Origin of the sequence: Allostigmatella hybrida (genome assembly GCF_020103775.1) — a bacterium.
GTDB classification, from domain to species: domain Bacteria; phylum Myxococcota; class Myxococcia; order Myxococcales; family Myxococcaceae; genus Hyalangium; species Hyalangium aurantiaca.
The window spans coordinates 38,856-52,403 of the sequence record NZ_JAHXBH010000025.1 but is presented as its reverse complement, the minus strand read 5'-3'; the positions used below and the strand labels follow the sequence as shown (position 1 = coordinate 52,403).

Annotated in this window: 9 protein-coding genes; 3 read left to right on the top strand and 6 right to left on the bottom strand. The window is 73.0% G+C overall.

The annotated features are described in order from the left end of the window. Positions 1-93 precede the first annotated feature (93 nt). On the top strand, positions 94-1,011 hold the full coding sequence (locus tag KY661_RS28590; RefSeq protein WP_225413232.1) for an MBL fold metallo-hydrolase: 918 nt from the start codon (positions 94-96) through the stop codon (positions 1,009-1,011). A 7-nt stretch (positions 1,012-1,018) separates the two neighbouring features. Here KY661_RS28590 and KY661_RS37395 read toward each other — a convergent pair whose 3' ends face one another. Further along, complete coding sequence (locus KY661_RS37395; protein WP_263437441.1) at positions 1,019-4,972, bottom strand: serine/threonine-protein kinase; 3,954 nt, start codon at positions 4,970-4,972, stop codon at positions 1,019-1,021. A gap of 219 nt (positions 4,973-5,191) precedes the next feature. Between KY661_RS37395 and KY661_RS28575 the strand changes: the two genes are divergently transcribed. Both KY661_RS28575 and KY661_RS28570 read left to right on the top strand, forming a co-directional pair. Next, complete coding sequence (locus tag KY661_RS28575) at positions 5,192-5,743, top strand: RNA polymerase sigma factor (protein WP_225413231.1); 552 nt, start codon at positions 5,192-5,194, stop codon at positions 5,741-5,743. Between the two features lie 100 nt (positions 5,744-5,843). Further along, complete coding sequence (locus tag KY661_RS28570) at positions 5,844-7,592, top strand: sigma-54-dependent transcriptional regulator (RefSeq protein WP_225413230.1); 1,749 nt, start codon at positions 5,844-5,846, stop codon at positions 7,590-7,592. 15 nt (positions 7,593-7,607) lie between these two features. Here KY661_RS28570 and KY661_RS28565 read toward each other — a convergent pair whose 3' ends face one another. From KY661_RS28565 to KY661_RS28545, 5 genes are read right to left on the bottom strand one after another with little or no spacing between them, the layout of a single operon-like run. Continuing rightward, positions 7,608-8,618, bottom strand: a complete 1,011-nt coding sequence (locus KY661_RS28565; protein ID WP_225413229.1) for an N-acetylglucosamine kinase — start codon at positions 8,616-8,618, stop codon at positions 7,608-7,610. Continuing rightward, a complete protein-coding gene (locus KY661_RS28560; protein WP_225413228.1) occupies positions 8,615-9,808 on the bottom strand; it encodes an MFS transporter in 1,194 nt (397 codons plus the stop codon). Before KY661_RS28560 ends, KY661_RS28565 begins: the two co-directional genes overlap by 4 nt. Next, entirely contained in the window at positions 9,805-10,836 is a 1,032-nt protein-coding gene (locus KY661_RS28555) for an alcohol dehydrogenase catalytic domain-containing protein (protein WP_225413227.1), read from the bottom strand. The genes KY661_RS28560 and KY661_RS28555 overlap by 4 nt, the downstream gene beginning before the upstream one ends. Further along, on the bottom strand, positions 10,823-12,076 hold the full coding sequence (locus KY661_RS28550) for an aspartate aminotransferase family protein (protein ID WP_225413226.1): 1,254 nt from the start codon (positions 12,074-12,076) through the stop codon (positions 10,823-10,825). The genes KY661_RS28555 and KY661_RS28550 overlap by 14 nt, the downstream gene beginning before the upstream one ends. After that, positions 12,073-13,518, bottom strand: coding sequence for a trehalose-6-phosphate synthase (locus tag KY661_RS28545; protein WP_225413225.1), 1,446 nt, complete (start codon positions 13,516-13,518; stop codon positions 12,073-12,075). The genes KY661_RS28550 and KY661_RS28545 overlap by 4 nt, the downstream gene beginning before the upstream one ends. Positions 13,519-13,548: the final 30 nt, after the last annotated feature.

Here is a 13,548-nt window from a genome sequence, read left to right as displayed (position 1 = left end):
AGGGCCATGCCGAGACAGCGGATTCCAATCCAATTTTGAATGGGTACAAAGGCCCTGTTTCCCGCTGCTCCTTCTCACCCCGAGGCCGTTCCCATGCGAAAGCTCCTGTCCCTCTGTGTTGGCGTGCTCCTGTTCACCGGCTGCGCCACGGGTTCCCACGACACCCAGAAGTCTTCCCTCGGCGTTCCGCGGCCGTTCTCGGCCCTGGAGGCTGTCATCGATGCGCCCGGCACGGTGACGGTGGAGACCATTGCCTCCAGCGACTGGGCGGCCGACCGCGGGGGGCTCATCAACCTGCAACACCCCCGCGCCCAGGCCGCGGGGCTGACCCCGGGCCAAGAGCCCGTCCAGGTCTACTTCCACGTGCTGAAGCACCCCACGCAGGGCACCTTCCTCATCGAGACGGGCGTCGAGCGGGCCATGCGCGACGCGCCCACGCAGGCGGCCTTCGGCGCGATGGCGGACTCCCTGAAGGGCATGAAGTTCAACATGCCCCTGGGCGAATGGCTGGCCCAGCAGAAGGAGGCCCCCCGGGGGGTGTTCCTCACGCACCTGCATTTCGATCACATCTCGGGCATGGCGGACGTGCCCGCGAAGACCGACGTCTACACGGGCCCCGGGGAGCTGGCCGCCAGCGAGCATGCCGATGCGATGATTCGCGAGGGCACGCAGCGGGCGCTCCAGGGCAAGAACCCCATCCGCGAGTGGGCCTATGAGGCCGATGCGGCCGGGCGCTTCGCCGGGGTGGTGGACATCTTCGGCGATGGCTCGGTCTGGGCGCTCTGGGTCCCTGGCCACACGCCGGGCAGCACCGCCTACCTCGTGCGCACCCCGCAGGGCCCCGTGCTGCTCACCGGCGATGCCTGCCACACGCGCTGGGGCTGGGAGCATGACGTCGAGCCGGGCACCTTCTCGGAGGACATCGCCCGGAGCGCCGGAAGCCTCGCGCAGCTGCGGCGGCTCGCGGCGGAGCACCCGGCCCTGGACGTGCGCTTCGGCCACCAGCGGTAGCCCCGGTTCACGGCAGGGCGGCATCCCCCCAGCGCTGGCGGGCCAGCTCCAGGACGCGGGCGTTCTCCGGCACCTGGTTCAGGAAGCGCTCCCGGCTGGCCGCATCGGAGATGCCCTGGAGGCGGGAGCGCAGGTAGGCCAGGGCCTGGTGCAGGGCTTGTTCTCCGGCGGTGGTGTCGCCCTGGGCGAAGCACGCGTCGGCGAGGAGCTGGAGCGGCCCCACCCCGGCGACGCCCTCGCCCCCCATGACTCCGGCGTGGCACCGCGCGTTTTCCGCCTCGCGCCGGGCCTCCGCCACGTGCCCCTGGCCCCACAACAGGGCCGCCAGGTTCCAGCGCGCCAGGGCCCGGAAGGGCCGGAAGGGCTCCAGCACATCACAGGCCTTGCGCGCCTGCTCCAGGGCCTCGTCCCTCTGTCCCTCCCCGGCGGCCACGCGCGCCAGCACCAGGTACGCCGAGCCGAGGTGGACCCGGTTGAGGGACGGGGGTTCCACCCACTCGCGCACCAGCTCCCGCGCTTCCCGCCAGTGGGCGGGCTCGGGACTGGCCGACAGCACGAGCGCCAGGGTGTGCTGGGCATGGGTGATGGGGAAGGGCTGGCCCACACGCAGCGCCAGGGCCATGCCCCGGCGGGCGCGCTCCTCCGCCTCTTCCCGGTTGCCGAGCTTCAGCAGTGCGTGTGCCGACCAGGTGAAGGCCGCCACCTCGTCCCGCTCCGCGCCGGCGTCCTGCAAGGAGGACTCGGCCTGCTCGGACCAGGCCAGGGCCTTCTGCGGCTCTCCCAGGAGGTAGAGATCCCGGAAGCAGTACACGATGTTCCTCCAGCCCCGCACGACGCTGTCCCGGGCGAGGATGTCCCGCCCGTGCGCCTCCAGGTGGTCGAAGCAGGCCTGGGCCTCCTGGCGGTCCCCGAAATAGGCGACCATGCTGCCCATGAAGCAGACCGCCAGGAAGTAGTCGCTCCGGGCCTCGGGCTCCGGGGCCGTCTCCAGCAGCATCCGGTGGAGTTCGAGCAGGTACTCCCGCTGCCCGAGCTGGGCGCAGCCCAGGCTCAGGCCGCTGATCAGCTTGCTCCAGGCGGCGCTGCCCTTCTGGAGATGGGGCAGCACGGCCCTGCCCGCCTCGGTCATGGTGACGAAGTCATCCATCCAGAAGGCCGCGGTGGCCTGCAGCGCGCGCAGCCGGAGCCCCGCCTCTCCCTCGGGCTCCAGCGCCCAGGCCTCCTCCATGCACCGCTGCATCCCCTGCATGTCGTGCCGGTCGAAGAGGTGCTCGGCGGCCAGGCTGTAGAAGTGGATGGCGCGCGCGGGCCACTGGCCGGACCGGAAGTGTCCGGCGAGGACCTGGGGATCATTCTCGCCGGCCTGTTCCAGCCACAGCCCCGCCCGCCGGTGGCCCGTGGGCTTGTCCCCGCTGGGCACCAGTTCGTAGGCCGCGTCCCGCACGAGGGCATGGCGGAAGCGGTATTCGCGCTCCCCCGGGAAGCGGCTCGTGGGGTGAGCCTCCACCAGCTCCTGCTCCACGAGCTGCTGGAGCCAGGGCTCCAGGGAGAGGCCTGCGGACTCCTCGCCCAGCAGCGCCCGCACGCCCCCCGTCCAGAAGAGGCGGCCCAGGAAGCTGGCCGCCAGCAGCACCTGCCGGGCCTGGGGCTCCAGCCGCCCCAGCCGCGCCTGGAGCATGGCCAGCACCGTCCGGGGCACATCCGTGCCCTGGCCCTCGGCCTCCCCGCGGATCAGCTCCTCCAGGTAGAGGGGGTTGCCGGAGGCCTGTTCCACCAGCCGGTCCACGAGCGCCCCGGGCGCTTTCGCCCCCAGGACTTCCCGGGCCAGCCGCGCCGCCGCCCGGGCGTTCAGCCCGTGCAGGTGCAGCTCCCGCATGCGGGGCGCCCCCAGCTCCGGCAGCGCCTGCTCCACCCCGGGCCGGGCCAGCGCCAGGACCATGAAGGGCCGATCCTTCAAGTCCCGCAGGGCCTCGTCCACCAGCCGCGCGGTGAGCGTATCCCCCCAGTGCAGATCCTCCAGGACGAGCAACACGGGGTGGTGGGCGCACTCGGCCCGCAGGAAGGCCCCCAGCGCCCGGCTCACCTGGGCGCTCATCTGCTGGGGGTTGCCGCGCACGGCCTGGAGCCGGGGGACCGCTTCGTCCGGGAAGGGGGTGCCGCACAGCTCGCCGAGAAACGCGGTGGTTTCCAGGGCCGCCTCGGCGGGCAGGTGCCGTGCGAGCCGGTGCTGGAGCCGCTCCCGGCGGAGCTCCAGCGGCTCGAGGCCCGTCAGCCCGCACAGCTGGCACAGGGCCTGGCCCAGCAGCCCCTGGGCCGAGCCGGCGCGCATGGGGTCTCCCCGGCCCAGCAGCACCTGCACCGGCCGCTGTTCGCGCTCCAGCCGGCGCATGAACTCGTGGCGGAGGCGGGACTTGCCCATGCCCGCGGGGCCCTTCACCAGCACCGCCTGCGCGGAGGACTCGCGCACGCAGGTGTGGAAGAGCAGCTCCAGCTGGGCCAGCTCCTGCTCCCGGCCCACGCAGGGCGTGGGCTTGCCCAGCAAGGGGCGGGAGTCATCCACGCCCAGCGGGGCCCCCTGCAGCAGGAACAGCCCCGAGGGGGAGCGGGTGCAGGGGAAGCGGGTTCCCAGCAGCCCCTCGGTGACGTCGTCCATCACCACGGGCGCGGGGCCCCCCGCGGGCAACTGCTCAAGGCGCTGCAGCAACTGGCCGGCCCGGTCCATGGCCTCGCCCACCGTGCCTCGGCCCTCCCGCCGGCCCTGGCCCGTGGTGAGCACCACGGCGGTGCCGGGAACGTGCTCCTGGATGAGGAGCGCGCAGCGGGCCGCGAGGACCGCTGAATCCGTGGCGGACCCATGCAGGGCCACCAGGGTGAGGGCCAGGGAGCCATCGGCCATGGGCTCGACCTGGCCGCCATGGGGAGACAACCAGGTGCGCAGCTGGCCGTGCAGCGTGTGCCAGGGATGTCCGTGCGCCCCGGCGGGTGGCGGGGGCGTGCGGGAGGTGGCCAGCAGCACGCTGACGAGCTGCTGCTCGGCCTGAACCCGTCCCGGCAGCGGGCTCTCCGCGACGGAGGGCGCGGAGGAGCCGGCGGCGCCGGGCAGGGGCAGGGCTTCCAGGGCCGCCCCCAGGCGGGAGGCATCCGGGAGCCGGTGCGCGGGATCCTTCGCCAGCATCCGGCGGAGCAGCTCCTCCAGGGCCTCGGGCAGCTCGGGCCGCAGCGAGCGCAGCGGCTCTGGCTCGGTGAAGAGAATCTTGGCGAGGACGGCGACGAGGTGGGGCGCGGCGAAGGGACGGCTGCCCGTCAGACACTCGTAGAGCACGCAGCCCAGGGAGAAGATGTCGGCGCTGGGCGTCAGCCCGGCACGGTGAGAAACCTGCTCGGGGGCCATGTAGCCCGGAGTGCCGAGGATGGTCTGGCTGGCGGTGAGCGACACGGAGGGCGCCAGGGAGCGCGCCAGGCCGAAGTCCAGCAGCACGGCGTCTCCGGGTTGGCCCTGGCGAAGGAAGAGGTTCGAGGGCTTGAGGTCCCGGTGGATGATGCCGCGCCCGTGCGCCACGGCGAGCGCCTGGGCCACGCGGTGCAGCAGCGCCAGCGTCTCCTGGAGGCTCAAGGGCTGGCGCGCGAGCCGCTGGGCCAGGTCCTCGCCCTCCAGCCAGTGCATGGCCAGGAAGGGGCGGCCGTCCTCGGTCTGGCCGTGGGCCACGTACGTGACGATGCCGGGGTGCTCGAGGCCGGCCAGCACGGTGGCCTCGCGGGCAAAGCGTTGCAGGGCCTCTGGGCTCTCGGCGCGCAGCAGCTTGAGCGCCACCTGTTGCCCCGTCGTGACATCCTCCGCGCGGTAGACCTCTCCCATGCCACCTTGTCCCACCCGGGATTGGAGCGTGAAGCGCTGGGCGATGCGGGCGGCTTCGGGCCCTGGAAGCCGGGCCTCGTCAGGCCGGCTGGGGATGCGGTCCATAGGGCCGCCAATCTACCGGCTCGCCGCGCATAAGGGCCGCTCTTGCGTGTCACGGCCACGCATCCGCGTGCTCCTGCCACGCGGGAAGGGGGCCAAGACGCGCCTCGTCCGCCTGTCTCCCTCGGAGCCAAGGGCTGCCACGGGCTGGCACGGGGGGTGCTGAAGGGCCCGGCACACCTTCGACGGCTCACCGCAGAAATGAAGACCCAAAATCTTTCCATGGACAGTTTCCTGCCGCGCCTCCCTCCGGAGGCCCTGGGTGGGAGTGGCCCGTTCGCCGCCCAGCACCGGGGGTGGCTCCTGGCGCAAACCCTCCGCTGGTGCCGCGACCGGCAGGAGGCGGAGGACGTCGTCCAAGAGGCGTTGCTGCGCTTCCTTCAGGCGTTTCCAGAAGACGGGCGGCTTCCCCATCCCGGGGCGTGTGAGGCGTGGTTGCGCACCACCGCGATGCGCCTCTTCTATGACCAATGCCGCAGGCGCCAGCTCCATGCGCGCTGGGTGGAGGAGGCCGGGGGAGACGGCACGGGCGCGGCCGCCGAGCCCCCCGAGGCGCGGCCTGGGTATGACACCCTCACGGACGCGCAGCTCGAGGAGGCCATCCACGCCCTGAGCCCGAAGCTGCGGACCACCTTCGAGCTTCACGCGGCGGGGCGGAAGTACCAGGACATCGCCCAGGTCCTGGGGCTCTCGTTGGGGACGGTCTCCAAGCGGCTGTACGACGCCCGGGCCAAGCTCCACAAGCTTCTGCTTCCGCACGTCTGTCAGGCCTGAGCGGAAGCATTTCCTGCACGGCGGGGGCCTGCTCCTGTAAGGACCCAGGCCACCTGTCTCCTCGAATCCGCGACGGTTCGAGTCCAGGTGGAGGCAACCGATGTCCGAGGAACTTCCGTCCCTGGTGGCGGCGCTCTACGCCGCGAGCCACTTCGAGCAAGCCGCGTTCGTCACGCTGCGGGCGCTGCTCCGAAGGGCGGAACAGGCGCTTGGCGCCAGTGGCTTCGCGCGGCAGGGCCGCCTGCTGCGGGGCACCGTGCACCTGCGGCCCGGGGATGCCTACCGGCGGCTGGTGGCGTTGGACCAGGAGGCCCTGGAGGGCCGTCCTCCGGCGCCCGCGGCGCTCCGGGAGGAGGGGCCCCAGGTGGCGCTGCTGGCCTCCGCGTCCTCGTGGCGGGCGGTGGTGGCGCATGGCGGCGCGCTGTCGATCGACGTGGGGCTGGGCACCCTCCAACCCCACCAGGAGCCCTCCCTCAGCCTGTCCGCCCCGCGCCTCACGGTGCCCTTTCCCCAGGACAGCCAGCAACGGCTGCTGAGCCGGCAGGCCACGCACGTGTGCGTGCTGCCGCTGCGGGGGGCCGGGGGCCGCATCGATGGGATGGTCGCGCTGGAGGCCAGCTGCATGGCCGCGATTGGCCAGGAGTTCATCTGGCGGGAGGTGAGCACACCCCTGCAGCTCATCGTGGATGTGGCGGCCCCCTTTCTCACGGGGCTGCCCTCCCACACGGAGGCCCCGCCGGAGACGGACGAGTACCTGCCGGTGGTGGGCGCCTCCATGGCCAGCCTGGTGGGGGTGCTGCGCGTGTTCGCCCGGCAGGACGAGACGCTGCTGCTCAGTGGGCCCACGGGCGCGGGCAAGTCCCGGCTGGCGCGCTGGTGCCATGAGCACTCGTCCCGGCAGAAGGGGCCGTTCGAGAGCCTGGATCTGATGGTGGTGCCCGAGGAACTGCAGATGGGCGAGCTGTTCGGGTGGCGCAAGGGGGCCTTCACGGGCGCGGTGCGGGACAACCCGGGCTTCCTGGCGCGCTCGCAGGGCGGCACCCTGTTCATCGATGAGATCGACAAGCTGTCGCTCAAGGCCCAGGCGGGGCTGCTGCACCTCTTGGAGGAGCGCACCTACCGCACGCTCGGGGATGCGGCGAACACCCAGCGGGCCCACGTGCGCTTCATCATCGGCACCAACGTGGACCTGCACGAGGCGGTGCGCCGGGGGACGTTCCGGGAGGACCTGTACTACCGCATCAACGTGCTGCCCGTGCGGATTCCCTCCCTGGACGAGCGCCGGGATGAGATCAGCGCCTGGGCGCGGCACATGCTCGCGCGCCACCACGCGGAGAAGAACCCGGAGGGCACGGTGCGCCTGTCCCCCGAGGCGGCGCTGCGGCTGGAGCGGGGCGCCTGGCCCGGCAACCTGCGGCAGCTCGACAACATCATCCGGCGCGCCTACACGCTGGCCCTGGTGCAGCAGGGCGAGAGCCGCCAGGCGCTGGAGCTGGGCGAGGCGCATGTCCAGCAGGCCCTGTCCTATGAGGAGGTCTCCCAGGGCTCGCTCGTGGAGGCGATGAGCCAGGCGGCGCGGGCATTCGTGATGGAGGCCCAGCGGAGAGGCGCGCCGCTCGACATTGATCTGGCCGAGAGCCTGCGGGGCTTTGTCCTGGCCGAGGCCGTCCAGCAAGTGGGCCGGGAGGAGGCCTTCCGGCTCGTGGGGCGCGAGTCCCTGGTGAAGAGCCGCAACCACCTGAAGGCCCTGCGGCAGGAGGTGAAGAAGGCCGAGGCCCTGTGCGCCGAAGTCGGCCAGGCCCCTCCGTCCAGTCTCGCCCAGGCGGCCGCGGCGGAGGAGCGCCGGTAAGCCCGGCGCCCGGGCTCAGGTGGGGCCCTCGAGTTCGAGGGCCAGGGGGACCTTCGCCAGCCGGCCGGGCTCCCGCGTGAGCCGGTGGGCCAGCCGGGCCACCCCCTCCAGCGGATCCACGGGCAGCTCCAGCCACTGCCACCCCAGCAGGGCCAGCTGGGAGGACAGCTCGCGGCGCAGCAGCCCCTCGCGCGCGAGCAGCAGCGAGCCGCCCAGGCCAACGCGGACGGGGCCCATCAGGTGGCACCGGGAGGCCACGGCGGTGATGCCGGCCGCCAGCTCCCGGGCCGCTTCGGCCACGAGCGTCCGGGCCACGGTGTCCCCCTGGGCCGCCGCGGCGAGCACCGCCGGGGCGAAGCTGGCCGCCGTGAGCTTCGGGGAGGCGCCCTCGCCATGCATCCGCGCGCACAGGGCCTCGGCGCGGGTGGCCTTGCCGGAGGCCTCGGGGGCCTCGGCGTCCTCGCCCACCCAGGCCTCGGCCGCCTCGGCCAGGCGTGTCACCGGCCCCCGGCCATCCTGCATCCGCACCACCGCGGCCAGCCCCCGGCGCCCCAGGTCGAAGCCTCCGCCCTCGTCGCTGAGCAGGTACTCCATGCCGGAGGCCCGGGCCCACTGCCCCTCGGGCGTCATGGCGGCGTAGCCCGTGCCCGTTCCGCAGATGGCCACGATGTCACACGCCCCGGCCGCCACCGGGGGAACGATGTCGTTCATCAGCCACAGCCGCTCGGCCCGCAGGGGCGCCAGGCCGCGCTCCGCCAGGGCCCGCAGCGCGGCCCCCGTCTCCTGGAGCGCCTGACGGGTGCTGGCGTTCGACAGGGCCAGGCACGCGGTGCCCACCCGCTGAACCTCGCCGGGCCGCTGGCGCCACAGCCGCTCCAGCAGGCCGGCCAGGACATCCAGGCCCCGGCCCCCGGTGCTCTGCACGTTGCAGCTGGGCCCTTCGAGCCGGGTGAGGAGCCGGCCCCCAGCGGCGAGGCCCAGGCGCGTGGTGGAGCCCCCGCCGTCGACGACGAGATCGCACGTCATGAGGCCGCCACCCGGGGCTGGAGCCGGGGCAAGGCGAATGCCGCCAGCGCCAGCACCAGGCCGGAGGCCGCGAGCATGCCCCAGGTGGTCCTCAGCCCCCACGCCTGGGCAATGGCCCCACACAGCGGGGGGCTGGCCAGGTAGCCGAAGTACGCGAGCAGCGTCACCCGGGCGATGGCGGCCCCGCGGGCCGAGGGCTCCGTGGCCTCGGTGGTCATGCTGAACACAGTGGGGATGCCCCCCGCCATGCCGAGGCCCGCCACCGCGAACCCCGCCAGCGCCAGCAGGGGGTGCGTGGCGGAGAGCACCAGCACCAGGCCCACCGCGGCGCTGATGCCCGCCAGGGAGAGCTGGGTCCGCCCATCGAGCTTCGTGGCCAGCCGCTGGGCGATGAGCCGGCCGACAAACAGGCTGCCCATGTAGACCGCCGGGCCCGTGCCGCCCAGCACCGGCTGCGCGCCGAGCACCGTCTCCAGGTACAGCGCGGACCACTGCTCGACCGCGTTCTCCACCAGGTGCACCGCGGCGCCCAGCAGGCCCAGGGTCAGCAGCAGCGGGGCCCCGCGTGCCCCGTTTCGCGGCGCGCCCTCGCCGCCGTCCGGAACGGGCAGCTTCTCCAGGTTGGCCGGCACGGCGAGGAACACCGCGAGCGCCAGCAGGCCGATGAGCAGCGGCAGCGGCAGCTCGAGCTGGCGGCCCAGCCCCGCGCCGGTGCTGGCGACCACCACGGCGAGCGGAAAGGCCGCATGGGCCATGTTGAACAGCTTGCGCCCCATGGCCGCCTCCAGCGCCGCCACGCGCGCGTTGAGCGCGATGTCGAGCGCGCCCGAGGTGGCGCCCACGAACACGAGCGCGATGCCCAGCGCCCAGGGCGAGGTGACGAGCCCCAACGGCACCACCGCCGCGGCGAAGGCCGCCAGGGTCAGCGGCAGTGCCCGGTTGCGCAGCCGGTCCACCCACGGGCCGAAGAGGAGCATCGCCGGCAGCGCCCCGGCCGCCACGCCCAGCAGGGACAGCCCCAGCTCCCGCTCGCTGGCGCCCGTCGCCACCTTCACGCCCGGCAGCAGCGCGCCCCAGGCGCCCCAGAAGATGCCCCAGGCCCCGTAGGCGAGCAGGACCCCCGCGATGGGGCCCTTCGGGTGGGGCCTCGCCGGGGCCGCCGCTTCCGCTGTGTTCGCCGTCTCCTTCATGGCACGACCAAGACCTTCCCGGGCCGCGATTTCGGCCCTTCCGCACTCAGTTCCAGGGGCAGTTCTGTCAGGCCCATGCGCCGCGATACCAGCCGCTCCAACGCCCAGGTGGCATCTGGGGCCGCCAGCCACCGCAGGCCTCGTGCAAAACACGACGGTTCGGTGCCATAGCTGCCCACCACCGTCAGAGCTTTCCGTCCCCAACGCACCGGGGCGGTGCCCTCCTGCCGGCGCAAGGCATCCAGCGCCAGCTCGGCACCGCCCTCGGTGAAGTGGTCCGAGGCCTGCGTGCCGCCGTATAGAACGATGGCCCCATCGGGCGCCACCGCCTCCAGCGCCCAGCGCAGCCAGCGCGGCTCGATGAAGGCGGTGGCCAGCACGATGGCGTCCGGCGGCGTGCGCGGCGGCTCGTCCTGGCCCAGGGCGCCCGCGGGCAGCAGCCCGGTGGCGCGCAGGAACTCCAGCTTGTCCACGCCCGCGTTGCGCAGGCTCACCGTGGCGCCCTCGGCCTGGGCCGACAGGGCGATGAGCGTGCCGGCGATGCCCGCGCCCACCACGAGCACCTGGCGTCCGGACACCTGGCCCCCCAGCGCCTGCGTCACCCGGTCGAGGCAGTGCACGGCGCACGCGAGCGGCTCGGCGAACACCGCCCGCTCCAGGGACACGCTCCGGGGCACCCAGTGCAGGGCCTCGGTCAGCTCCTGCTCCGTGCCGTCGGCCGGCATGAGGTCCGCGAAGGCCGTTCCCCGGTTGAGCGGGCGGTTGGGATCCAGGCACACCCGGTCTCCCACCGAGAAGGGGGCGCGGCCCCACTGCGCGATGATTTCGCCCACCACCTCATGGCCGAACTGGCTCGCCCCCTGGCGCTGCCGCGCGGCTTCCTTGTAGTCGGAGCGGCAGATGCCCAGCAGCAGGGGCCTCACCATCACCCCGGCCCGGTGGCGCGGGGACCAGTCCAACCCCGGGCGCAGCTGGGGGCCTTCCGGCGTCAGGGCCACGTGCCGCAGCTCCGCGTCACGCGAGGGCATGGCAGGCCTCTCCGAAGCGGGCGAGCAGCTCGTCCACCTCTTTCTCGGTGATGACGAGCGCCGGGCGGATTTCGATGACGTGGCCGCGCCCATGCTCGGAGACGCGGGTCATCAGCCCCTGGCGCAGCAGGGAGGCTTGCAGGCCCAGGGCGCGCGCCGGCGCGGGCTCGCCCTGGGGGCCCACCACCTCCAGCCCCAGCATGAGCCCCACCCCGCGCACCTCGCCGATGAAGGGGTAGTGCGGGGCGAGCCGGGCCAGGCCCTCGCGCAGGCGCGTGCCCACCTGCCGCACATGGGGCAGGAAGCCCGGGCGCGAGACAATCTCCACCGTCTTCACGGCCGCCGCCGAGGCCACCGCGTTGCCCCCGCCCGTGAAGCCGTGGTGGATGCGCGGCATGCCCATCAGGCGCTCCTCGGTGAGGATGGCGCCCAGCGGAAAGCCGCTCCCGGTGAGGCCCTTGGACAGCGTCATCATGTGCGGGGTGACGCCGAAGTAGTTCGCCGCGAACATCTCGCCGGTGCGGCCAAAGCCCGTCTGAATCTCGTCGAAGATGAGGACGATGCCCCGCTCCTCGCAGAACCGCTTGAGCTCGGGGAAGTAGCGCGGCGGGGGAACGATGTTGCCGCCCACCCCGAAGATGGGCTCGATGAGCACGCAGGCCACGCTGCCCGAGCTGGCGTAGCGGATGAAGTCGTCGATCCGCGACACGCAGGGCAGCTCGCAGTGGTCCGCTTTCTGGCCATAGAAGCAGCGCGAGCACGAGGGCTCCGGCACGTGCAGCGCCCCGGGCATGACGTAGGGGAACGGGGCCCGGTGGAAGGCGAAGCCAGAGTAGCCGATGGTGGCCATGGTCTGCCCCAGGTGGCTGCGGAACATGGTGATGATGTCCCGCTTGCCCGTGACGTGCTGGGCGATGCGGATGGCGCCCTCGTTGGCGGTGGAGCCCCCCGCGCTGCGCAGGTGCACGCGCGAGAGGTTCGCCGGTGCCACGCCCACCAGCGCCTGGGCGAGCTGCTCGACGGGCTCCGACAGGTAGGAGGAGCCCGTGTGCACCAGCCGGTCCATCTGCGCCTTCGCGGCGGCCATCACCTCGGGGTGGTTGTGGCCCAAGAGCAGGTTGAAGGTGCCGGAGATGCAGTCGAGGAACTCCCGGCCGTCCCGGGTGCGCACCCGCACGCCGGCGCCCTCGGTGAGGACGATGTCTCCGGTCTCGTAATAGAAGGGGGGCGGGACTGTCATCGGTGTGCCCCGGCGGCCTCGCCGAGTCCCAGGCTGGAGAGCTGCTGCCGCACCCACGTGGGCAAGTCGTACTTGAGGACGACTTCCCGGCGCCGCTTCGCCGCCTCGGCCCGCTCGGCGGGGGAGGCGTGCAGGGCCTCGCGCAGCGCCTGGGCCTGCTCGACGATGTCGAAGGGGTTGACGAGCCGCGAGACGTGGGCGAGCGCCTCGGCCGCGCCGCAGCGCTCCGAGAGGATGAGCACCGCGTCGCGCGGGTTGAACAGCGTGCCCTCGAAGGCCGTGAGGTTCTGTCCGTCCACGGTGGAGTTGAGCAGCAGCACGTCCGCCCGCCGCAGGGCCGCGAAGGTGCCATTCACGCTGTTGGTGCAGGTGAGGCGCACCGTGTCCGCCCCCAGCACGCGGTTGGCCGCCTCCACGGCCTGGGCCACCCGGTCGCGGTACTGGTGGTTGGCCTCCACCGTGAGCCGGTTGGGGTTCATCTTCACGAGCATCCGCGCGTGGCGCAGCCCCGGGTCCTCTTGCAGCGCCGCGGTGAAGGCGAGCACCGCCCGCTCCGCGTTCTTGATGGGGTCCGTGCGGCCCGAGTGGACGACGAGGGGCCGGTCCCCCACCCACGCGGCCAGCTCCGGGGCGCCCTCGCCCTCGCGGATGTCCAGCGCCGAGGGGCTGTAGCCGAGCGCCATGGCCTCCGCGCGCACCGTGCGGCCTTCCCACTTCACGGTGGCGGAGGCGTAGTCCACGCGCGCCTCGGGCAGCAGGTCCTCCACACAGGCCAGGAAGTTGCGCACCCAGCGCGAGGCGAAGAAGGCGATGACGTCCGCGCCCAGCATGCCGCGCAGCAGCCCCTCGCGCATGGGCCGGGGCAACATCCGCCAGTAGTCCGCCGAGGGCCAGGGGATGTGGACGAAGAGCAACTGGGGCGCCTCGGGGCGCTGGGCCCGGAGGTGCTGGGGCACCCCGCACATCTGGTAGTCGTGCAGCAGGTACACCGGGTTGGGGCACGCCTTCGAGCGCTCCAGCAGCGTGGCGGCGAAGGTCTCCGTGAAGGTCTCGAAGTTCTTCCACGCCCGGTGGCTGCGCGCGTCGAAGGTGGGCTTCGTCCAGCCATCCCAGAGGTAGTTGTTGCTGGCCCACAGCAGGTCCGCGGTGATGATCTCCTGCATGTCCTCGAAGACCTCCGGCGCGTGCTGGAGCAGGTGCAGCTGCACGGGCGCGGCGGCGCTCACCTTCACCTCCATGCCCCGGGGGTGCTGGGTGGCCACGTGCCGGTCCTCCTCCGTCATGGCGCAGGCAATCCAGGACACGCCCAGCTGGCTGGCCAGGTCGGCCACCACGTTGGCGGTGCCACCGGGGGCCAGCTCCGCGGTGAGCGTCCCGGCGACGTCGCGGTGGTACGTCACGGGGGCACGCTTGCTGGCGAGGAAGATGCGTTCTCGGCTCATGGGGACAATCTCCTGACCGGCGGGGGCCGG

What these genes read in the sequence shown, in the direction of transcription:
- KY661_RS28590 (WP_225413232.1), top strand. Translation starts at nt 94, where the DNA reads ATGCGAAAGCTCCTGTCCCTCTGTGTTGGCGTGCTCCTGTTCACCGGC.
- KY661_RS37395 (WP_263437441.1), bottom strand. Translation starts at nt 4,972, where the DNA reads ATGGACCGCATCCCCAGCCGGCCTGACGAGGCCCGGCTTCCAGGGCCC.
- KY661_RS28575 (WP_225413231.1), top strand. Translation starts at nt 5,192, where the DNA reads ATGGACAGTTTCCTGCCGCGCCTCCCTCCGGAGGCCCTGGGTGGGAGT.
- KY661_RS28570 (WP_225413230.1), top strand. Translation starts at nt 5,844, where the DNA reads ATGTCCGAGGAACTTCCGTCCCTGGTGGCGGCGCTCTACGCCGCGAGC.
- KY661_RS28565 (WP_225413229.1), bottom strand. Translation starts at nt 8,618, where the DNA reads ATGACGTGCGATCTCGTCGTCGACGGCGGGGGCTCCACCACGCGCCTG.
- KY661_RS28560 (WP_225413228.1), bottom strand. Translation starts at nt 9,808, where the DNA reads ATGAAGGAGACGGCGAACACAGCGGAAGCGGCGGCCCCGGCGAGGCCC.
- KY661_RS28555 (WP_225413227.1), bottom strand. Translation starts at nt 10,836, where the DNA reads ATGCCCTCGCGTGACGCGGAGCTGCGGCACGTGGCCCTGACGCCGGAA.
- KY661_RS28550 (WP_225413226.1), bottom strand. Translation starts at nt 12,076, where the DNA reads ATGACAGTCCCGCCCCCCTTCTATTACGAGACCGGAGACATCGTCCTC.
- KY661_RS28545 (WP_225413225.1), bottom strand. Translation starts at nt 13,518, where the DNA reads ATGAGCCGAGAACGCATCTTCCTCGCCAGCAAGCGTGCCCCCGTGACG.